We start from the raw sequence: 21,444 nt of genomic DNA on the forward strand, positions 1-21,444 counted from the left end.
AAAAATAGACATTTAATAACAAAAACACCCGCCTTCCTGGAGAAAGGCGGGTGTTCAAGCAAGGCGGCGTCAGTGGGCTTGCATATGGCGATGCAACCGATGACGACGCTCGAAATCATGCACGCGCTGACGGGCAAACTCAATGGTCTGAGCCGTCATGACGCTATGGTTTTCATCCTTGAGTTCTCCTCCCATGTGCCTTACCACCACCATAGCGGTTTCCACCATGGCCTCGAAGGCCGCAGAGCTGTCTTCTGAACCGGGCAGAGGCATCAGGAAAGTAACGCCTGGGGTGACAAATTCGTCCATTTCCTGAATGGGGAAAGTGCCTGGTTTGACGACATTCACCATCGAGAACTGCAGTTCGCTTTCAGGATGCTCAGTTTCCAGACGATGAAAAATGCCCATATGACTGCTATATCGCAGTCCGCACATCATCAGCAGTTCAAGCAGCTTTGCGCCTTCGAAACCATTTTCATCGCGAGACATTACCGAAATCACGACCACTTCTTCGGCACTCTGCAAGGTATTGCCCGCATGCTTGCCAGAGACATCGTTTCGGATGGCTTTGGCAAGCGTCGGATGTGGACGAACCACATCATCGTAATATTCATCAGCCGCATACGATTCGTCTAGCGTTTCTTCATCAGCATCCACGAACCGGTCATCGTAGCTGTTATCACGATCTGCCGCAGCGGCTTCATGCTGTGCTTTAAGCCGTTCCGCCTGCTCTTGCGCCTGACGCGCCCGCTCGGCTTCCTGCGCATCGGCCAGAGCCTGTGCTTCACGCCGACGTTGAGCTTCTTCATAGGCTCGCTGCTCTTTCAGCTTTTCGGCTTCGGCGGCACGCTGAGCTTTTTCCTTTTTCAGCTGTTCCTTACGCTTTTCCTTATCAATTTTCTTCTGTTTCCTATCCTGAATACGTTCCACCATACGGTGCTTGAACGAATCCCGGATACCTTCGAAATCGACCAGCTGATAGGAAAGGTCTTCTTCATCGGAATATTCCCCCACCGTAGAGCTGCGTAACTGGCGTCGTTTGATATCACGCTTAACAGCAGCTTCCTGGTGAGGATTTTTTGTGCTTCCGGTGTTCGCGCTCGCATTTTTGTTTAAATGTTCGTTTAAATGCGGCTTGTCACTCGTTTCTACTGTTGCACTCTGGACTGTTGAACTTTGAACTGTTGCACCCTGGTCTGCTGGTGCTGCCGGTGCATGGTCTGACGTTGACACCTTGGCATTGACCGTATCATCAGCGTCATCCAGCGCACTGATTTTTCCGAAAGCCAACGGAGCTTCGGAGGCAGCATCAATTTTTTCCGGCTCGACAGACGATGTCAGCGGAGGAGAATGGCTTTCTTCAGACTGAGTGCTCTTGACAGATTGAGTGTTCTTGACAGATCGAGTGTGCTTGACGTTTACGCTTTCAGGCGATGGCTGAGCAGCACCTGAGTGCGCAGCACCCTGGGCTGGGGCATGTGACGCAGAAGCTGACTGTTTACGACGGAATTCAGAGAGCACTTTTGAAGGGCCGGGATGCTCTTGGCGCTTCAGCTTGGGTTTGCTGGAAAGGCTGCTGTAATCCGCCGGTTTAACTACTCGGGCACCGCCATTTGGCAGTTCCCAGCTGAGTTCGGCAACACGCTCAGCCTCTTCCGGGTCAGCGCCATCGTCATCTGCTGAACCAGCCTGATCAAGACGCGGAAATTTCCGCTGGCGCTGAAGCCGTCGAGCACCGTCAACGACGATGAGCGATACTAGCGCCAGCCCTAAAATGATAAGCCACTCTCTTAGTTCCATGTTGTACATTCCATGGGTCGTTTGCCAATAACAATAATGAGGCAAGCTTTATTGCTTGAAATTATCAGGCATAAGTTATGGTGCTTGATTGCGATAATGACACAACATAATCACCTACACCAATCACGGGTTTATATCAAGGATAGCGCGATTGCCTGACAATTTGGGATTTTTAACAATTTTTCATGTTTTACAGCGTTTCACAAGGCCAATGCAACCTACTGAAGCCAATAGTTTAAAGGTAGGCTAGTTGGGCAAGTTCTACATTAAAATCGCAAAAAACCGCTTTAAACGCAATGTAAACGCTTAAACAGCGTCTGCCAGTGCTGCGGCCTCTTCGACATCCACTGCCACCAATCGTGATACACCCGGTTCCTGCATCGTTACTCCCATCAAACGCTCCGCCGCCTCCATGGCAATCTTGTTGTGAGTAATATAAATAAACTGCACTGTCTCGGACATTTCTTTTACTAATTTAGCATAGCGCCCTACGTTAGCATCATCGAGCGGCGCATCTACCTCATCCAGCATACAGAAAGGCGCAGGGTTCAATTGGAAAATAGCAAAGACTAATGACAACGCTGTCAGTGCTTTTTCTCCCCCGGAAAGTAAATGGATTGTACTGTTTTTCTTGCCTGGCGGGCGAGCCATAATGGCAACCCCTGTTTCCAGAAGATCATCGTCGGTTAGCGCAAGCCATGCACTGCCGCCGCCAAAAACACGCGGAAACAGAGCCTGGAAACCTTGATTGACCTGCTCGAAGGTCTGCTTGAAGCGTGCCCGGGTTTCCTGATCAATCCGCCGAATGGCGCGATCCAGTGTATCAAGCGCCTCGGTCAGTTCTGCGTGCTGGGCTTCAAGATAGTTACGCCGTTGTGCCTGCTGATCGTATTCTTCAATCGCGGCCAGATTGATCGCGCCTAAACGGCGTATTCTATCTGTTGTCGCATCAAGCTTGTGTTGCCAATCTGGCTCTTCTGCGTCCGTTGGCAGCATCTGCGCAAGCGCATCGGCATCATGGCCAAGCTCGGCCAACTGTTCATCCTGAGTTGTGGCCTTCAAAGTCAGCGCCTGAACTTCCATGCGCCGCTGCTGGAGCTGCTCGCGGCTTTTTTCCAGATTACGCTCATGAGCCTGACGAGCCTGCTCATCGTTACGCAGCTGTTCCGCCAGCTCACTGGCCTGATCACGAGTCGCGTTGAGACGCTCTTCCTGCTCTTCGCGTTCGGCAAACAGCATTTCAAGCTCTTCGCCGGCCATTTCATCCGGTTCAATCAGCGCTTCGCGGGCTTCCTCCTGTTCGGCAATGCGTAACTGTAAACGTTCTTCCGTTTCGCCACTTCGCGCTTGTTGAGCATTCAGGCTCTCACGCTCGGTTTTCAGGCGCTCGCGTTCAAGGGCTAATTCCTGTTGATGTGACTTCAGTGGCGTAAGCTGTTGGGCCAGACGGTCACGCTGCTCACGATGCGCTTGCAGCTCGGCATTCGAGGTTTCCCGCTGAGCGGCGGCGACTTCAAGGCTTGCCATGGCGTCATCCCAACGACCGCGTGACGTCTCAAGCGTAAGGGCAAGCTCAGCCTCGTCTTCCTTGAGCCGGGTTAATTCATCGTCCAGCTCCGTCACCCGGCTTTCCAGATGCTCCATTTTCTGGGCAAGGCTGCGCTCCTTGAGTGCCAGTTGCTGGCGCTCCTGAGAGTGCAAGCGCTCGCTTTCAGCATCCGCATCCCGCTGCTGCTCAAGCGTTTCAAGCGCGGCCGAGGCATCCTCCAGACGCTGCTGAGACTGTTCCAGCGTTTCGTTCTGCTCCTCGATCATTTGCATACATTGAGCATGACGTTTACGCGTCACCAGCAGTGCGTCAACGCCTTCTCCGTCAGCCTGCTGACGCAGCCACCGGGCTGACTGCCAAACGCCATCACGGCTCAGAACGCTATGCCCGTCGGGCAACTCTGCCAGGGCGTCTGGAATGTCCGCAGCGGTTTCTACACAGTGAATGGTGCTCAACCATTCATTTAGCGCACCAGCGCCGCTCAGTAGCGCAGCAAAGCGGCCCACTGACGGCTGGTTATCTGGCATGTCAGCCAGCAGGCACCAGTCCGTGGAAAGCGCCTCCGGCAAGGTGGCAAGCTGCGCCGCTGGCACCAATCGGGCATTCAGCCAGGGTTTGAGCAACCAGGAGGCGACGCCTTCCCAGCCTTCCGTCACCTGAACCTGCTCACCCAGACGCGGCGATTGACCAAGCCCCATGCTATCAAGGGCCTGGTCGATCGCAGGGTCATGGTCTGCCAGGGCCGCGTTGATCAACGCCTCCAAGGAAGAGCGTTCACCTTCCAGACGGCTTAACGCTGCCTGGGCGGTTTCGCGTTCTTTGCCGGCATTGCTCTGTGACTGTTTTGCATCACTGATTTGCTGTTGCCATGCATCGCGCTGCTGATCAAGCCGCTTGGCTTCTTCATCGGCGGCCTGCAGAGATTCAACGGCTTGCGCGTGGGCATTGCGAAGTGACGCCAGGTCTTCAATATCACCGCGCTGTTGAAGACGGCGCTGTTGATCGTTATGTAAACGCTGGATGCGCTGTTCGAGATCGCGTACCTGGTCCTGGCAGCGCTCGGCCTGTCGCGATGCCTGACGCCAGGTTTCATCCGCATCGGCACAAGCCTCCTGCGCGCGCTCCAGGGAAGGTGACGCCTCGTTCAGTGCGTCTTCCAAGGTGGAAAGTTGCTCTTCCAGCCCTTCACATTCAGGAAGCAGCGCTTCAAATCGCTCATCTATGGCAAGTAACCGTTCACTATCCGCTCGACTGACCAGGCGCTGCTGTTCCAGGTCACGCCGCGCATTTTCAATATCGCTGGCCAGCTGCGCCAGGCGGCTGCGCCGGTGAGACTGGTCCTGCTCAAGACGCGCAATGCGCGTAGTGGTGTCATAGAACTGCTGCTGATGGCGTTCGAGCACTTCAGCTAGCTGATCGTGCTGTTCACGGGCCTGTTCGAGGCGGTTTTCACATTCACGCACCCCGAAAACATCTTTCTCGACGGCAATTTCCAGTTCCCGTACACGGTGCTCCTGCTGTTGCTGTTCAGCCCGCAAGGCGCGGCCACGCAGCAGCGCCAGCTCGCCCTTAAGGCGATACTCCTGCTGTTTCAGGTCCTGATAGCGACGTGCGGCTTCCGCCTGACGCTTAAGGCGCTCAAGCTGTTTATCCAGCTCTTCGCGGATATCATCAAGACGGTCGAGGTTTTCCTGCGTGCGGCGCATGCGGTTTTCTGTTTCGCGACGCCGCTCCTTATATTTGGAAATCCCCGCCGCTTCTTCCAGGGTGGAACGCAATTCTTCAGGTCGCGCTTCAATTAACCGGGAAATCATGCCCTGGCCGATAATGGCGTAGGAACGCGGCCCAAGGCCGGTACCCATAAATAGATCGGCGATATCACGACGCCGACATTTCTGACCATTAAAGAAGTAGCTAGATTGACCATCCCGAGATACGAGACGCTTGACGGCAATTTCGGCGTACTGGGCGTAAGCACCGCCCAGGCTGCCATCACGGTTATCAAATTTGAGTTCTATGGCTGCCTGGCCAACAGGTTTACGAGCGCTGGAGCCATTGAAAATGACATCGGCCATTGATTCGCCGCGCAGCGTCTTGGCGGAGGATTCCCCCATCACCCAGCGAACGGCGTCGATGATGTTGGATTTTCCACAGCCATTCGGCCCCACGATGGCGGTCATGTTGCCATCGAAGGGGACGTTAACGGGGTCAACGAAGGATTTGAATCCGACCAGACGAATCGACGTCAGGCGCATAAGGCTTGGCTACGTGGCATATTCAAAGAACGCTCATTCAAAGAGCGCTTATTCAAAAACACTGTCAATCACGACATTGACAGCCTCGGTATCATCGCCCGCCGCACCTACCGCGACGTTATCCAGATCACCAAACAGATCTCCCGGCTGAGGCGTTGCCTGGCCGGTGGGCGATACACGTACCATCAAGCGCACTTCGTCTACCTGGCTCAGCGACGCCTGCGGCGACATGGCACTGCTGGCATCAAGCACAAACGTTGTTGGTAAGTTAGCGACCTGAGCACGGGCAACCGCCAATGGCGGTAATTCACCGGCCAGGTCTCGCGCAACCACAAAGACGCTTGCTTCCGGTGACACCTGCTCGGCCAGTGCATCATCCAGGGTGACATTGACACGAATCGCGGGCCCCTGGACCTGTTCAGCTGAGGGTTCGACACCCAGGCGTTGCTGAGCGACGCGGATCCCTTCGCGCAGAGAGGCAGCGGTGTCAGGGTCCTGGATGTTGGCAATAGCCCGACGCCAGCGGTCAATGGCGGTTTCATAATCCCCTGAATCAAAGGCATGAATGCCCATCACCCCCAACACGGTAGGTTGTCTGGAATCCTTTTCCAGCGTTTCGTCCACCAATGCCTGAACCTCAGGGGTCAGTTGACGTTCGGCCATAAAAAACCGTATCTGCGCGAGCTGAGCCAGCAACGGTGCCTGACGGCCTTCGATTTCAATCAGGCGTTCCAGTGCATCGACCGCTTTTTCAGACTGACCTGTCTGACGATAGATGGGGAACAGTTCAGACCAGACGTTTGGATTGTCTGGCTGGAGCACCGCCTGCTCTTCCATCCGTTCGAGATACATGGCCAACGAGCCTTCCGGATGGTTCTGCACCTCACGCTGAGTCTGCAGTAGCATCAGGTCGCCCTCGGCTCCCTCAAACTGATACCACACCACACTGGTTCCAATGACCGCCAGCAGCACCAGCGGCACGGCAAAGCGTCCTGATGTGTACGTCTTGAGCGGGCGACGCTTCACAGTGGCGGTATCTTCCAGCAAACTGCGTTCCAGCTCCAGCCGATCATCAGCAAAACGGGCGTCATCGATATCACCACGCTGCCTGGCAGCCTCCAGCGAGGCCAGACGACGTTTATAAATCGCGACATTCTGTTCAGCCGTTGTGTCATTGGCTTCATAATCCCGCTGGGCGTCGTGCAATGGGCGGGCTTGACGCAGCGGCAATATCAACAGCCAGATAGCGGGTAATAACAAGACAGCAAAGGCAATCCACAGCGGCGTCATGAAGACCTCTCGCGATTAATAAGTTCATTCAGGCGGGCCTGCTCTTCCGCGCTTAACGATGATGCCGACGCATTACGCCGCGTCCGTACTATCAGCACCACCAGCAGGAAGCCTCCCAGCAGAAGCGCGATAGGAATACCCCATAACAGATAGGTACGGTTTTCCAGGCGGGGGTTGTACAGAATATATTCCCCAAAGCGCGAGACCATATGATTGGTGATCTCGATATCCGACTGCCCGTCCTGTAACAGCTGATAGATGCGCTCGCGCATATCCCCTGAGATGGGCGCATCGGAATCATCAATCGCCTGATTTTCACATAGCGGACAGCGCATTGAGCCTGTCAGATCACGGTAGCGCTCTTCCATCACGGGATCGTCGAATTCACGCAGTTCGATACCAGCGGCTATTACGCTGAAACTTATCAACAAGGCAGCCAAGGCTGTCACCCACCGAATTAACGCCATTTTTCCACCTCGGGCAGCAGGGTATTACGCACGTCTTCTGGTGAAATGTAGCCGGTATGGTGATAGCGAATCACCCCCTGCGCATCCACCAGAAACGTTTCCGGTGCGCCATAAACGCCTAAATCAAAACCCAGTTCTCCTTCAGGATCAAAAATATTGATCTCGAAGGGATTGCCGAACTCATCAAGAAACTCGCGGCCTTTTTCACGGGTATCGCGGTAATTGATACCCACCATGCGAATTCCATGATCAGCAAGATCAAGCAGCTGTGGCATTTCCTGCTTGCAGGCGGGACACCATTCGCCCCACACATTGACCAGGGTAATTTCGCCCGTCAGCAAGGAGTTATCCACCTGGCGCTCCGGGTCTTCCAGCGTAGAGGCTTCAAACGCCGGAAAGTCTCGGGTCATCAAGGCGGAATCCCGATAGGAGGGGTCCTGTCCAAGCCCGTAATAAAAGAACAGCGCCAACCCGGCAAACCCAAGCAAAGGGAGAAATAACAACACGCGCCGGTTCATACGCCAGACTCCCGTGCCATGTTTTTCAGCTGAGCGCTTTGTGGCTGAGCAGCAACGCTGGTAGAAGGCGCTGGTTTTTGCTCACGCACTCTGACGCGCCGGTAACGCTTATCTGCCACCGCCAGCAACCCACCAGCAGCCATCAGGAGCCCGCCCAGCCACAGCCAGCGCACCATGGGCTTGAACTGAATACGCATGGCCCAACTGCCATCGCCCAGATCTTCGCCCATTGCCACGTACAGATCGCGGAGCAAACCAGGACGCAGCGCTACCTGAGTCATCGGCATGCCGGTTGCCAGATAGAGGCGTTTTTCAGGGCGCATAATGAAGCTGCGTCCACCACTGTTGCGCTGAACGTTAATGATCGCCGTATCCGCCAGAAAATTGGGGCCACGACGGTCTGTTAACTCCGTCATGGTAAAGGTGTAACCGCCCAACTCAACACTGGTACCTGGTGACATCCTGACATTGCGCTCCAGATTGTAATTGGACACCACGGCCACCCCCACAATCAGAACGGCAATCCCCAGGTGACCCAGCACCATGCCCCAATAGGCAAACGAGAGCTTTTTCAACCCCGCCATGAAGGAGCTGGCATGGCGCACTTTATCAACGATATCGCGCAGCATGGGAATCACGATCCATAGTGCCGTTATCATGCCGATGGCCACCCAGACATTCCATTCCGGGCCGTAAAACACCGGGATCAGGGCACCTATCACCAGCGCAGCCACACCGGAAAGCCATAACCGCTTATACAGCTCGCGGCCCGGCATACGCTTCCAGCGCGATACCGGCCCCATGCCCATAAACAGGCACATGATGACGGTCAATGGCACAATCAGCGCATTGAAATAGGGAGGCCCCACGCTGATTTTTCCAAGGTCCAGTGAATCGAGAATCAGTGGATACAGGGTACCCAGCAGCACTGTCACTGTCATGATAACCAGCATGATATTGTTAATGAGCAATAAGGCATCCCGAGATAGCCAGTTAAAGCCAACCTGATGACTCACCCGTGGCGCACGCAGAGCAAAAATAAACAGCGATATGGCCACTGTTATCGCCAGCAGCATCAGGATAAAGAAGCCCCGCGCCGGGTCATTGGCAAAGGCGTGAACCGATGTCAGCACGCCGGAACGCACCAGGAAGGTGCCCATCAACGACAGTGAGAACGTGGCAATCGCCAGCAGGACCGTCCAGCTTTTGAACGAGCCGCGCTTTTCAGTGACTGCCAGCGAGTGGATCAGCGCCGTGCCGGTTAACCAGGGCAGCAGCGATGCGTTTTCGACCGGGTCCCAGAACCACCAGCCGCCCCAGCCAAGCTCGTAGTAGGCCCACCAACTGCCAAGCGCAATACCGACAGTAAGAAATGCCCAGGCGACGTTACACCAGGGGCGAGCCCAACGGGTCCAGGCCGCATCCAGACGACCGCCAAGCAAGGCGGCAATCGCAAACGCAAACACAACCGAAAAGCCAACATAGCCCATGTAGAGCATCGGCGGGTGAATGATGAGACCGAAATCCTGCAGCAGTGGGTTAAGATCAGCGCCGTCTTGAGGAATGCCGGGCAACAAGCGTTCAAAAGGATTCGACGTCATCAAAATAAACAGCAGAAAACCCACACATACAGAGCCCATCACACCGGTCACCCGAGCGACCATGTCACGCGGCAGGTTGCGCGAAAACAGCGCGGCAACAAAACTCCACCCGGCCAGCATCAGGCTCCACAGCAGCACGGAACCTTCATGGTTGCCCCAGACGGCGCTGAATTTGTAGTACCAGGGCAGCAGTGAGTTGGAGTTATTCGCGACGTTGGCAACGCTGAAATCATCCAGCATATAACTGGCCGTCAAGCACGCATAAGCAATGCCGATAAACACAAACTGGCCAACAGCCATCGGCAGGCCATACGCCATCCATAGAGGTTTGCGCATCGCCGCACCGGCCAACGGCATAACGGCCTGAACAGCCGCCATTAACAGGCCCAGTACCAGGGCGTAATGGCCTATTTCAGGAATCATTTCAGTGAACATGGTTGCTCCGGGTCAGCACGTAACGGTTTTCATAGCGAGGCAGTACCTGGTTATGCATTTGCCTCTTTATTCACTTACTTGTTATTCACTTACTTATTATCCGCTTGCTTGTTATTCACTCGCTTCGGATGCACTCCTGGCTTCAAGGCGCTTGCCAACTTCTGCCGCTTTAGCCTGATAGTCTTCCGGTTTGTATCCTGCTTCTTCCAACGCCTGAGCAACCTCTGGAGGCATGTAGCTTTCATCATGTTTGGCCAGCACGTCATCAGCGCGGAACCGGCCATCTGCCTGTAGCTGGCCGACAACAACGACACCCTGCCCTTCACGAAACAGATCCGGCAAAATACCGCTGTAATAAACGTCCAGATCATCGACATAATCCGTCACCACAAATTCCACATCGAGCGTTTCAGTATCACGCGCCACGCTGCCTTCTTTCACCATGCCGCCAGCGCGAATGGTACGCTCCAGCGGAGCATCGCCCTGGGCAATCTGCACCGGGCTGAAAAACAGGTTGATATTGGCTCTCAGCGCGTAAAGCGTTAGCCCAACAGCAATAGCAGTAAGCGACACCAGGCCGAGAATCACGAACATTTTCTGCTTACGTTTAGGCGTCATCATGACTCCCCTTGATCAACTGGATAAACCGTCGCCTGCGTATCGCTTTGCCGTAGGCGTGCATGCTCCCTGCGGGCGCGGCGTTTGAGCCCATCAATAAGCTGCCGGCGTTCATATCGCGCATGCCACGCCAACGCCATCATCAGCAAAAGTGTTACGCCCCAGGCAGACCATACGTAGGGGGCATGACCGCCCATGGCGATCCATTCGGCGAAAGAGCTAAATGCCATTTACCTGGCCTCCTCTATCAGCTCACGTACCCAACGTTTATTCGACTCACGGCGCAGAATTTCGTTGCGCGTACGCATTAGCGTCAGCGCGATAAAGAAACTGTAAAAGCCCAGTACCATAATCAGTAACGGCAACCACATTTCAGAGGGCATAGCCGCGCGACCCGTGACGGTGAAGGTGGCTGGCTGATGAAGGGTGTACCACCAGTCAACTGAATATTTAATGATCGGAATATTGATCACTCCCACCATGGCCAGCACAGAGGCTGCCCGCGAGGCACTGTCGCGACTATTAAACGCCCCTCTCAATGCAATGACACCCAGGTAAAGAAACAGCAGGATCAACATCGAGGTAAGGCGGGCATCCCACATCCACCAGGTACCCCAGGTAGGCACTCCCCAGACGGCACCGGAAAACAGCGAAACAAACGTCATGACTGCCCCTAGCGGTGCCATCACGGCGGCTGCCATGTCTGCCACCTTGATTTTCCAGACCATGAATACCAGCCCGGCAACCGCCATGGAGACAAAGATGGACTGCGCCAGAAAAGCCGCTGGCACGTGTACATAGATGATCCGGAAGCTGTTGCCCTGCTGGTAATCCGCCGGGGCAAATACCAACCCCCACACCGTTCCGATGACAATCAGCACAGTGGCGGCCACCCAGAACCAGGGTTGCAGCTTCGCGCTGATTCGATAAAACCATTTGGGCGAGCCCAGCTTATGAATAAAAGCCCACATGTCCGCGTGTCCTCAACCGTTAATACTGATTCGCAACGATGCTGCAATCGCCCAGGGTGCCAGCATCAGGGCAACCGCCAGCAATGCACCGAGAATGGCCAGATGAGCGGTAACCGCATCGCCGACAATCGCTGCCTGAACGGCACCGGCACCAAAAATAAGTACGGGTATATATAACGGCAGCACTAGCAGAGATAAAAGAACGCCGCCTCGTGCCAACCCAACAGTTAGCGCTGCACCGATGGCACCAATCAGGCTTAACGTGGCACTGCCGAGTGCCAGCGAAATCGCCAGCACAAGATAACTGCCCGCCGGAAGCGCCAGCATGATACCCAATATTGGCGCCATGAGTGCCAGCGGAAGACCGGTCAACAGCCAGTGAACCGCCACCTTGGCTAACGCCAGCGCCGAAAGCGGTTGCGGAGCAAGTAGCAGCTGTTCAAGGCTGCCATCGTCGTAATCGCTGCGGAACAGGCTGTCCAGCGAAAGCAGCGCCGCCAATAGTGCCGCCACCCACAAAAGCCCTGGTGCTATCAGTGCCAGCAAGTCCGGGTCTGGTGAAATACCAATCGGAAACAGGGTAATCACCAAAGCAAAAAACACTAATGGGTTGAGCACTTCGCCACGACGGCGCAGCATCAACACCAGGTCCCGCTTGAGGGTGGCCTTCAGCGCCAGTGCGATGCCGTCCCCGGGTTCTTTCAAACGCGGTTCCAGGCTCGGGGCAACTTTGGCGGTTTCATACTGCGACACCACTCTCTCCTTCATGATTACCCGAGCTGGATGCGGCGTAAGGCGGGTGATGATGATAACTCATGGTGGGTCGTTACGATAACGCACCCACCCTTATTAGCATGCGCCGTCAGCTGTGCCTCCAGAGCCGCCACACCGTCACGGTCAATGGCAGTAAACGGTTCATCCAGCACCCATAATATACGTGGGGTCAAGGTCAGCCTTGCCAGTGCAATACGGCGCTGTTGACCAGCCGAAAGCTGGCCAGCCGGCACATCTTCAAAGCCAGCGAGCCCGACCGTTTCAAGCGCTTCCCAGCTGGCCGCTTCGTTATTCTGTTGACCATCCAGTGCCTGATACCAGGCCAGGTTTTCAAGCGCACTCAACCCCGTTTTCACGCCGGGGGAATGACCTAGATAAAGCAGGTTGGCCAGAAAATGCTCACGCACCTGACGCATGGGCTCATCGTTCCAGATCAGCTCGCCATGGTAGTCGCTCAGCTGCCCGGAAAAGATCTTGAGTAACGTGGTTTTACCGCTGCCATTGGGCCCTTCAATACGGACAACTTCACCACTGCGAATGTCCACATCAAGGCCACTGAACAACCAGCGCTCATCTCGCTCGCAAGCTAGCTGTCGGGCTTGAAGACACAGGCTCAAGGCGCTCTCCAGACAGATTTGAATTCGCCGAGAACTCTACACGGAAAGCGTCAATCCCGCCAGTCACCTCCTGCGGCGCCAGGTCGCATCCACCCCATGTACTCAGCGTCAACATACAGATAACTCCCTTGGCGCAAGGAAATTGAACTGTATGAAAAACCATGTATACTGAAATTACTGTATGAAAAAACATGTTTATGCAAAACAACCAATTCTTGTTTTATCGAACATAACGCTTTTGATGCTGGAGATTTTTGATGAGCCCTTCGACTGCTATCTCTTTCGATCAACCGCTGCCGCCAGCGGCTCGCCTCAACATCAACCACTCCAACACTATGCCCCTCAGCACCCAACATCGTAAAACCACCCGCCACAACACCTATGCGGTCAGGATTCGTGGGAATCGCATGTGTGATTGCAACCTGTTTGATGGAGATGTCATTATCATTCGGCGTTGCCAAGTAGGAACGGCTCAAGAAACGGCAAGCGCAGAAATCAATCATCAGCCGATCAAACTGCAAAGCCTGGCCATTGACCGCCATGGTTTGCGACTCCTGCCACAAGATGATTCACCGGCCATTTATCTGCACAATCAGGACATGCAGGTATTAAGTCTTGTGATGGGGGTTGAACATCATCCAACGGAGCATTAATGCGCTACCTTGTTCCTGCGCTGGACGCGCATACCTGGCATACCCATCAAATCGAGATTGAAAAAAGCCAGTTCATTGCCTGGGTGGCACATACCCCTTCCACTGACAGGTTTCATGCCCTATTAGAAGCGGCAAGGCATGAACACCCTAATGCCAGTCATCATTGCAGTGCCTTTATTGCGGGTGCACCGGGAGAACAGACCGCCATCGGTTTTTCTGATGATGGCGAACCCGGCGGCACCGCAGGCCGCCCCATGTTTCAGGTGCTCAATGGTAGCAACATCGGTGAAATCGGCTGTGTCGTAACGCGTTACTTCGGCGGCACCAAGTTAGGCACTGGCGGGCTGGCACGTGCCTATGCCCAGGCTGTCAGCCAGGCGCTTGAAACCCTACCTAGCCGTGAAATCATCGAACGCGACACCCTGACGATACGCCTGAATTTTTCTCAGGAGGCTCAGGCCCGTGCCTGGTGCGAGGAGAATACCTTACCCATTCTGCATGCTGACTATGATGGGGACGGTGTTAAGTTATCTTTCGGCTGGCCGCGTGATGAGCCACAGGATCTAAGCCCCCTGGAAAACCGTCTCAAAACGACACTCAACATCGAAACCGATAATCAATCGCCCTGGGTTTAATGCGCCCTGGATTAATGCCTACTAACAGACAAAAAAATACGGCATGCGCGAAAATCGCACATGCCGCATTGTTACCGCTGTTTTGCCACACCAGGGTTTACCCTATTCATGCTTCATCAGCATTAGCCCAGGTACTTGATCATCACCCCGGCTGCAACGGCAGAGCCAATCACCCCCGCCACATTAGGCCCCATGGCATGCATCAAGAGGAAGTTATGTGGATTGGCTTCCAGCCCGACTCTATTGGCCACGCGCGCCGCCATTGGCACCGCTGACACGCCTGCTGCACCAATCAATGGATTAATCGGCATACGGCTGACCAGATTCATCAGCTTGGCCATCAACACCCCGGCGGCGGTGCCGATACCGAACGCCACGATTCCCAAACCGAGAATGCCCAGGGTTTCCACTGACAGGAAGCTTTCTGCCATCAGTTTGGAACCCACGGCTAACCCCAGAATAATGGTTACAATATTAATCAACCCATTCTGGGCCGTGTCGGAAAGACGCTCCACGACACCACATTCCCGCATCAGGTTGCCGAAACAGAACATTCCCAGCAGTGGTGCAGCATCAGGCAGAAACAGCGCCACCAGTATCAGCAACATCAACGGGAAAATGATTTTTTCCAGCTTGGAGACCGGGCGCAACTGCGTCATGGAGATTTCACGCTCTTTTTGCGTGGTCAGCAAACGCATGATTGGCGGCTGAATAAGCGGCACCAGTGCCATATAGGCATAGGCCGCCACCGCAATCGCACCCAGCAGCTCTGGTGCCAGAACGCTGGCAACATAGATGGATGTCGGGCCATCAGCGCCACCAATAATCCCTATCGCAGCGGCCTGATTAAGCGAGAAGTCCATAACGCCCATTGACGTCAACAGAACCGCCCCGAACAAGGTCGCAAAGATGCCAAACTGGGCAGCAGCGCCCAAAAACAGGGTCCGCGGGTTAGCCAGCAGCGGGCCGAAATCGGTCATCGCACCAACGCCCATAAAAATCAGCAAAGGCGCGACCCCGGAAGCAATCGCCACTTTGTAAAAGCTGTAGAGCATGCCATCGCTGTAACCCACATTCGTGGCTACATCTTTTGCCGCACGTAGCGCTTCAGCGGAAGACTCGCCATGCGCCACGCTTTTCAGGGCTTCTCGCCAGCTTTCCACGTTGCCCAGCGGATCCAGCACGACACCCAATGCCGGTGCAATCTGCTGCAGTACTGCGGGCTTGGCCACTTCAATGGCCTGATCCAGCGCAGAGATTGCCAACCCGGCTTCAGGAATATTGGCCAGAATGCCACCAAAACCGATCGGCACCAGCAATAACGGCTCGAACTTTTTATAAATTGCCAGATAAAGCAACAAAAGTCCGACAACAATCATCACCGCCTGGCCCAGCTCAAGGTTATAAAGCCCCGAGCCTTCCCATAACGTGATTAACTTATCCATAACGCGCAAGCCCCTTAGAGTTCGATCAGCGTATCGCCAACGGAGACACTATCGCCCTCACTGACTTTCACGGCTGATACCGTTCCGTCACTGGCGGCTCGCACCTCGGTTTCCATCTTCATCGCTTCAAGGATGATCACGACATCCCCCGATGCGACGACATCCCCCGGCTTAACATTCACCTTGAAGATATTGCCTGCCAACGGCGCATTAATGGCTTCACCACTAGGCGCCGGAGCGGCTGGCGCAGCTTGAGTAGTTTCTTTGCCATCTTGCTGCTGAACATCAGCGATTTCACCGCCTTCAGAGACCTCGACAACAAACGCTTTACCGTTCAGCTTGATGGTATAGGTTTCCGGCCCTTGCGAAACTGCCTTAGGTGCCGCTGACGGCGCTTTTGCAGAGGCGGCCTTATCGTCCGGCATCTGAGGCGCTGGCTCAAAGGCATCCGGATTATCACGGTTTTTCAGGAACTTGAGGCCAATCTGTGGAAACAACGCATATGTCAGCACGTCGTCAATCTGGCGCTCACCTTCTGCCAGGCGGATATTATCGGATTTGGCTTTGTCGCGAAGCTCTGTTGTCAGCTTATCCATTTCCGGTTGCAGGTTATCTGCAGGACGGCAGGTAATTGGCTTACCACCTTCCAGAACACGCTTTTGCAGCTCAGCATTAAGGGGCGCAGGTGCGGCACCATATTCGCCCTTAAGCAGTGCCTGCACTTCTTTGGAAATGGACTTGTAACGCTCGCCCATCATCACATTCATCACCGCCTGCGTACCTACAATCTGTGAGGTAGGCGTCACCAGCGGTATAAAACCGAGGTCTTCACGGACACGGGGAATCTCGCTGAGCACCTCATCCAGCTTGTCGCCTGCGCCCTGCTCTTTCAGCTGGCCTTCCATGTTGGTGAGCATGCCACCCGGCACCTGCGCGACCAGAATGCGCGAATCAATGCCTTTCAAAGACCCTTCAAAAGCCGCATATTTTTTACGCACTTCCCGGAAGTAACCCGCAATATCTTCCAGCAACTCCAGATCCAGACCGGTATCACGATCCGTATCCTTGAGCATCGCGACAACGGACTCTGTCGGGCTATGGCCATACGTCATGGACATCGAGGAAATCGCGGTATCTACATTATCAATGCCCGCTTCCACTGCTTTGAGAATCGTTGCCGTCGAGAGCCCTGTCGTGGCATGGCATTGCATGTGAATGGGGATCGACAGTTCCTGTTTGAGGCGCGTCACCAGCTCGAACGCCGTGTAAGGCGTTAACAGCCCCGCCATATCCTTGATAGCCAGCGAATCTGCACCCATATCAGCAAGAGACTTGGCCAGATCTATCCAGCTATCCAGGGTATGTACCGGGCTTACCGTATAGGAAATAGTGCCCTGAGCATGTCCTTCGACATTACGTACCGCCTGAATGGCGCGCTCAAAATTACGCGGGTCATTCATTGCGTCAAACACACGGAACACATCGACACCGTTGGTTTTGGCACGCTCGACAAACTTGTCAACGACATCATCAGCATAATGACGATAGCCCAACAGGTTCTGAGCACGCAGCAGCATTTGCTGAGGCGTGTTCGGCATAGCACTTTTTAGTGCCCGAATACGTTCCCATGGGTCTTCGCCCAAATAACGAATGCAGGCATCAAAGGTGGCGCCGCCCCAGGACTCCAGGGACCAGAAGCCGACTTGATCGAGCTTCTCCGCGATTGGCAACATGTCATCCAGGCGCAAACGCGTAGCAAAAAGCGACTGGTGGGCGTCCCGCAGCACAACATCCGTGATCCCCAAAGGGCGCTTCGTCTCTTTCATGACGTTATCTCGCATTGAAAAGTGAGTCGTTAAAAGTAAACCGTTAAAAATGAGCCGCTACAAACCAGCCGCTAAAAATCAGCTGTTAAGCGGTTGAAGATTGCTCCACCACTCATCTATATGAATGACCTTTACGTGGTTAATTTACGTAGCTAAACGCAAAAAAGAAAGGGGTATTTCGGCTTTTTCAGAGATCTTTATGACGACGATAGCGATGAACTGCAGCGCTTATAACCGCCATCACCTCTTCATCCTGATTGATGGCAGCGGCATTAGAGCTCGTCGAACGCTTTACTGCCGGGGCAGGTGCGGCAGGCTGAAATCGCCTGACGACACCCGACATCAGCGTGACAGTGATCACCAGAACCGTCAGAAAGATAAACACAAACCCCATACCCATCCCCATCAGGGAGAGGCCTTCGTTCAGCAAATTCGTATCCTGCATGAGAGTTGCTCCTTGTTTCGAGCCTCGGTGCCGGGTAAGCGCCTGGTCAATGCCTAGCGAAAGAGCCAACACCATGATTCGTGCGATAAGGGTGGTACACTAAACTGCCACACTCACTATTAAATGCAATGGACCCATAGTGGAAGTCAACGTTGTTAATTTACTACATAAAGGCAGAATAGGCCTAGCCCCGATGGAAGGCGTTATCGACGCACTGACCCGGGACCTGCTCACCCGAGAAGCAGGGTTTGACTGGGCGGTCACTGAGTTTGTCCGCGTCGTGGATGCGCGCCTTCCTCCACGCGTGTTTTATAAGCATTGCCCGGAACTCCTGCAACCGTTACAGCAATCCCCCGTGGCAACGCCCAGCGGTGTTCCTGTGCACCTGCAGCTACTCGGTTCCGACCCGAAAACACTCGCCGCCAATGCACGCCAGGCATTGGAGTTAGGTGCTATCAGCATTGATCTGAATTTCGGCTGCCCGGCCAAACTTGTCAACCGTCATGACGGTGGCGCCTCTCTGTTGCGCAACCCTGAGCGGGTTTTCAATGCGGTTAACGCCGTCGCAGAAGCACTTGACGGTGCCATTCCCGTCACTGCCAAAATACGCCTTGGCTTCGCCAATCGCCTCCAGGCCGTTACCTGTGCCAAAGCAGTGGAAGCCGGCGGTGCCCGCCAGCTTGTCGTGCATGGCCGCACCCGCAATGAAGGCTATCGCCCTCCCGCCCACTGGGAATGGATTGGCAAAATACGCCATCACGTTAACATTCCCGTGGTCGCCAATGGCGATATCTGGACGCTGGAAGACTACTGGAAGGCACGCACGCTGTCGGGCTGCTGTGATGTCATGCTCGGCCGAGCGGCGTTGGCAGACCCCTGGCTGGCACCACGCATTCGTCACTGGCAGGCTACCGGCGAACGCCTGCCGGAAACCACCTGGAACATGCGCGCTGAGGTATTAAAGACGTATGCCTACCTGCAATGCCAGAAACTACCCGAACGCGTTGTCACATCACTGGTCAAGCAATGGCTGGCTCAGATGCGCCAGGGTAATACGGAAGCCAACCAGCACTTTCATCGCCTCAAACGTATCACAAAGCTAGACGCCTTACTTGGCGCCCTGATAACGCCCGAAGACAATATCAAGCGAACGGAAGACGCCAGCTCTCTTCTTGCAGAAAACGCCTGAATAAAAAAAGCGCCCTGCCGCCAATAAGCGGAGGGCGCTAGACGATCGCAGGATCGGCAGCGAGCTACAACCGATCCAGCTTAAGGAAACACATTAACCTGGCTCAACTCAAGCTGGTTCAATTCAACCCAGTTCAATTCATTCGTATATCGACCAAAAAACCCGCTCTCAGGAGAGAGCGGGTTTGGAATCTGGCGCGCCCGGGAGGATTCGAACCTCCGACCCTCTGATTCGTAGTCAGATACTCTATCCAGCTGAGCTACGGGCGCGTATAAAAATGTACTTCTGTTCAGGCTAAAGATGCCTGTTAAAACATCTAGCTGGCGCGCCCGGGAGGATTCGAACCTCCGACCCTCTGATTCGTAGTCAGATACTCTATCCAGCTGAGCTACGGGCGCATACAGACTAAACTTTTGTACCGCTGGTTGGCGGAGAGAGAGGGATTCGAACCCTCGATAGGGCTATAAACCCTATACTCCCTTAGCAGGGGAGCGCCTTCAGCCACTCGGCCACCTCTCCTCAACAGCACGGCGCAAATATTACCGATTTAACCTGGCGTTGTCCAGTCCTGCGACAATTTTTTTCAGTTTAACCAGAGAAGCGGGCCAGAAACGCGCCGCTGAAACGAAACGACACCCACTGAGGTAACAACGAATGGCCCGCTCTCATTTCCATCATGCTTTCCGTCTCGCGAAAAATCAGGTCATTCCTCGCTGACGTCAGCTGAGCGCTCACGCTGAATGCGCTGATAGATTTCCTCGCGATGGACAGAGACATCCTTCGGTGCGTTCACACCGATGCGTACCTGATTACCTTTGACACCTAGCACAGTCACTGTGATGTCATCACCAATCATCAGGGTTTCGCCGACTCGGCGGGTTAAGATGAGCATGGCTGATCTCCTTCTCAGACGTTTTTAATGCAACGGGATCCCGCCAGCGAAATATTTCGCCCTAACGGGCATGACACTTTATTTCACTTTTGGAACACCGAATATAACACATCAATTCTTCGTTGAAAGAAAGCTCATCACCTGATGGTGATGAACTTTTCGTCGTCAGGAAGGATCAGAGGCGTAAAATCACTCGGATTCAATATCCGACTTGCTCAAGCCAAAGGCGTCATGAAGCGCCTGAACTGCCAGTTCCATATGTTTTTCATCAATCACAACAGAAATTTTGATTTCTGATGTCGACACCATACGAATGTTAATATTTTCGTCAGCCAGCACGCGGAACATCTTGGATGCCACACCGGCATGTGAGCGCATCCCGACCCCCACCAGCGATACCTTGGCAATATTGTCGTCACCACGCAGCTCACCGCCACCCAGGTCAGGTATAACCGTTTCTTCCAGAATACGCTTGGTCGCCTTGTAATCACCTTTAGCAACCGTAAAGGTGAAATCGGTGTAATCACCTGCAGGTGCCACGTTTTGCACAATCATATCGACTTCGATATTGGCATCGGCAATCGGGCCGAGAATACGCGATGCGACACCTGGCACGTCTGGGGTGTTTAACAGAGTCAGCTTGGCTTCGTTTTTGGTAAAGGCAATACCGGAGATAAGCGGTTCTTCCATGGAGTCCTCGTCTTGGTCAGAGTCTGCAACAATAAGCGTACCGGGGCCGTCCTGAAAGCTCGACAGCACCCGGAGGGGAACGTTGTATTTACCTGCAAATTCAACGGCACGGATCTGCAGCACCTTGGAACCCAGGCTTGCCAGTTCCAGCATTTCTTCTACGGTGATTTTTTCCAGGCGCTGCGCTTTCGAACAGACGCGCGGGTCAGTGGTGTAAACACCATCGACGTCGGTATAAATCTGGCACTCATCCGCTTTCAGGGCAGCGGCTAACGCTACACCGGTGGTATCCGAGCCACCCCGGCCAAGCGTGGTGATATTGCCTTCCTCGTCGACCCCCTGAAAACCTGCCACCACGACGACTTTGCCGTCATCAAGGTCTTCTCGCAGGTCATCGGTTTCAATGCGCTGAATACGCGCCTTGGTGTAGGCCTTATCCGTGTGGATGCCCACCTGCGCACCGGTATGAGACGTGGCAGGCACTCCCAGGCTTTGAAGGGCCATGGCAAGCAATGAGATTGTCACCTGCTCACCCGTCGAGAGCAGCATATCCATTTCACGCGGTGATGGTTCACTGTTCAGCGCCGTTGCCATATCCGTCAGGCGATTGGTTTCACCACTCATGGCCGAGACTACGACAACTATCTGATGCCCTTGATCTCGAAAACCTTTTACCTTTTCCGCCACTGCCTTGATGCGCTCGACAGAGCCCACCGAGGTACCGCCGAACTTCTGAACGTAAAGTGCCATATAGGTTTTTTTCCTGTTGCGTTC

Annotated in this window: 19 protein-coding genes and 3 tRNA genes; 3 read left to right on the top strand and 19 right to left on the bottom strand. The window is 54.3% G+C overall.

The features are described 5' to 3' along the window. Positions 1-69 precede the first annotated feature (69 nt). The 11 genes from zipA to ccmA all read right to left on the bottom strand — a co-directional run bounded on the left by zipA (position 70) and on the right by ccmA (position 12,895). Positions 70-1,800: a cell division protein ZipA gene (gene zipA / locus ACU6TU_RS12830; RefSeq protein ID WP_447141795.1), complete on the bottom strand. Its 1,731-nt coding sequence runs from the start codon at positions 1,798-1,800 to the stop codon at positions 70-72. Positions 1,801-2,106: 306 nt separating this feature from the next. Next, a complete protein-coding gene (gene smc, locus ACU6TU_RS12835) occupies positions 2,107-5,604 on the bottom strand; it encodes a chromosome segregation protein SMC (RefSeq protein WP_447141796.1) in 3,498 nt (1,165 codons plus the stop codon). A 48-nt stretch (positions 5,605-5,652) separates the two neighbouring features. Next, a complete protein-coding gene (ccmI, locus tag ACU6TU_RS12840; RefSeq protein ID WP_447141797.1) occupies positions 5,653-6,894 on the bottom strand; it encodes a c-type cytochrome biogenesis protein CcmI in 1,242 nt (413 codons plus the stop codon). Next, positions 6,891-7,361, bottom strand: coding sequence for a cytochrome c-type biogenesis protein (locus ACU6TU_RS12845; RefSeq protein ID WP_447141798.1), 471 nt, complete (start codon positions 7,359-7,361; stop codon positions 6,891-6,893). The genes ccmI and ACU6TU_RS12845 overlap by 4 nt, the downstream gene beginning before the upstream one ends. Beyond that, positions 7,352-7,879, bottom strand: a complete 528-nt coding sequence (locus ACU6TU_RS12850; RefSeq protein WP_447141799.1) for a DsbE family thiol:disulfide interchange protein — start codon at positions 7,877-7,879, stop codon at positions 7,352-7,354. The genes ACU6TU_RS12845 and ACU6TU_RS12850 overlap by 10 nt, the downstream gene beginning before the upstream one ends. Next, positions 7,876-9,915 carry a heme lyase CcmF/NrfE family subunit gene (locus tag ACU6TU_RS12855; RefSeq protein WP_447141800.1) on the bottom strand — a complete coding sequence of 680 codons (2,040 nt, stop codon included), beginning with the start codon at positions 9,913-9,915 and terminating at the stop codon, positions 7,876-7,878. The genes ACU6TU_RS12850 and ACU6TU_RS12855 overlap by 4 nt, the downstream gene beginning before the upstream one ends. A gap of 111 nt (positions 9,916-10,026) precedes the next feature. Then, positions 10,027-10,533, bottom strand: coding sequence for a cytochrome c maturation protein CcmE (gene ccmE, locus ACU6TU_RS12860; protein ID WP_447144250.1), 507 nt, complete (start codon positions 10,531-10,533; stop codon positions 10,027-10,029). Further along, on the bottom strand, positions 10,533-10,763 hold the full coding sequence (ccmD, locus tag ACU6TU_RS12865; protein ID WP_447141801.1) for a heme exporter protein CcmD: 231 nt from the start codon (positions 10,761-10,763) through the stop codon (positions 10,533-10,535). The genes ccmE and ccmD overlap by 1 nt, the downstream gene beginning before the upstream one ends. After that, entirely contained in the window at positions 10,764-11,504 is a 741-nt protein-coding gene (locus ACU6TU_RS12870) for a heme ABC transporter permease (RefSeq protein WP_447141802.1), read from the bottom strand. A 12-nt stretch (positions 11,505-11,516) separates the two neighbouring features. Further along, on the bottom strand, positions 11,517-12,221 hold the full coding sequence (gene ccmB / locus ACU6TU_RS12875) for a heme exporter protein CcmB (protein WP_447144251.1): 705 nt from the start codon (positions 12,219-12,221) through the stop codon (positions 11,517-11,519). A 53-nt stretch (positions 12,222-12,274) separates the two neighbouring features. Beyond that, entirely contained in the window at positions 12,275-12,895 is a 621-nt protein-coding gene (gene ccmA / locus ACU6TU_RS12880) for a cytochrome c biogenesis heme-transporting ATPase CcmA (protein WP_447141803.1), read from the bottom strand. 257 nt (positions 12,896-13,152) lie between these two features. On the opposite strand from ccmA, the gene ACU6TU_RS12885 reads away from it, so the two are divergent. After that, positions 13,153-13,548, top strand: a complete 396-nt coding sequence (locus ACU6TU_RS12885) for a S24 family peptidase (protein ID WP_447141804.1) — start codon at positions 13,153-13,155, stop codon at positions 13,546-13,548. Further along, positions 13,548-14,183, top strand: a complete 636-nt coding sequence (locus ACU6TU_RS12890; RefSeq protein WP_447141805.1) for a YigZ family protein — start codon at positions 13,548-13,550, stop codon at positions 14,181-14,183. The genes ACU6TU_RS12885 and ACU6TU_RS12890 overlap by 1 nt, the downstream gene beginning before the upstream one ends. Before the next feature lie 122 nt (positions 14,184-14,305). Here ACU6TU_RS12890 and ACU6TU_RS12895 read toward each other — a convergent pair whose 3' ends face one another. The 3 genes from ACU6TU_RS12895 to ACU6TU_RS12905 all read right to left on the bottom strand — a co-directional run bounded on the left by ACU6TU_RS12895 (position 14,306) and on the right by ACU6TU_RS12905 (position 17,899). After that, positions 14,306-15,628 carry a sodium ion-translocating decarboxylase subunit beta gene (locus ACU6TU_RS12895; protein WP_447141806.1) on the bottom strand — a complete coding sequence of 441 codons (1,323 nt, stop codon included), beginning with the start codon at positions 15,626-15,628 and terminating at the stop codon, positions 14,306-14,308. Between the two features lie 14 nt (positions 15,629-15,642). Continuing rightward, positions 15,643-17,454 (bottom strand): sodium-extruding oxaloacetate decarboxylase subunit alpha, encoded by a 1,812-nt coding sequence (gene oadA, locus ACU6TU_RS12900; protein WP_447141807.1) that lies wholly within the window; start codon positions 17,452-17,454, stop codon positions 15,643-15,645. 187 nt (positions 17,455-17,641) lie between these two features. After that, positions 17,642-17,899 (bottom strand): OadG family protein, encoded by a 258-nt coding sequence (locus tag ACU6TU_RS12905; RefSeq protein WP_447141808.1) that lies wholly within the window; start codon positions 17,897-17,899, stop codon positions 17,642-17,644. Between the two features lie 193 nt (positions 17,900-18,092). On the opposite strand from ACU6TU_RS12905, the gene ACU6TU_RS12910 reads away from it, so the two are divergent. After that, a complete protein-coding gene (locus ACU6TU_RS12910) occupies positions 18,093-19,088 on the top strand; it encodes a tRNA dihydrouridine synthase (RefSeq protein WP_447144252.1) in 996 nt (331 codons plus the stop codon). A gap of 192 nt (positions 19,089-19,280) precedes the next feature. Here ACU6TU_RS12910 and ACU6TU_RS12915 read toward each other — a convergent pair. The 5 genes from ACU6TU_RS12915 to ACU6TU_RS12935 all read right to left on the bottom strand — a co-directional run bounded on the left by ACU6TU_RS12915 (position 19,281) and on the right by ACU6TU_RS12935 (position 21,420). Continuing rightward, positions 19,281-19,357 (bottom strand) — tRNA-Arg (locus tag ACU6TU_RS12915). Positions 19,358-19,409: 52 nt separating this feature from the next. Continuing rightward, a tRNA-Arg gene (locus ACU6TU_RS12920) sits at positions 19,410-19,486 on the bottom strand. A 28-nt stretch (positions 19,487-19,514) separates the two neighbouring features. Continuing rightward, positions 19,515-19,607, bottom strand: a tRNA-Ser gene (locus ACU6TU_RS12925). Between the two features lie 184 nt (positions 19,608-19,791). Further along, a complete protein-coding gene (csrA, locus tag ACU6TU_RS12930) occupies positions 19,792-19,980 on the bottom strand; it encodes a carbon storage regulator CsrA (protein WP_447141809.1) in 189 nt (62 codons plus the stop codon). 189 nt (positions 19,981-20,169) lie between these two features. Then, the gene (locus ACU6TU_RS12935; RefSeq protein ID WP_447141810.1) at positions 20,170-21,420 is read right to left on the bottom strand and encodes an aspartate kinase; all 1,251 of its coding nucleotides are present in this window, start codon (positions 21,418-21,420) and stop codon (positions 20,170-20,172) included. Positions 21,421-21,444 lie beyond the last annotated feature (24 nt).

Source organism: Halomonas sp. LS-001 (assembly GCF_052983955.1).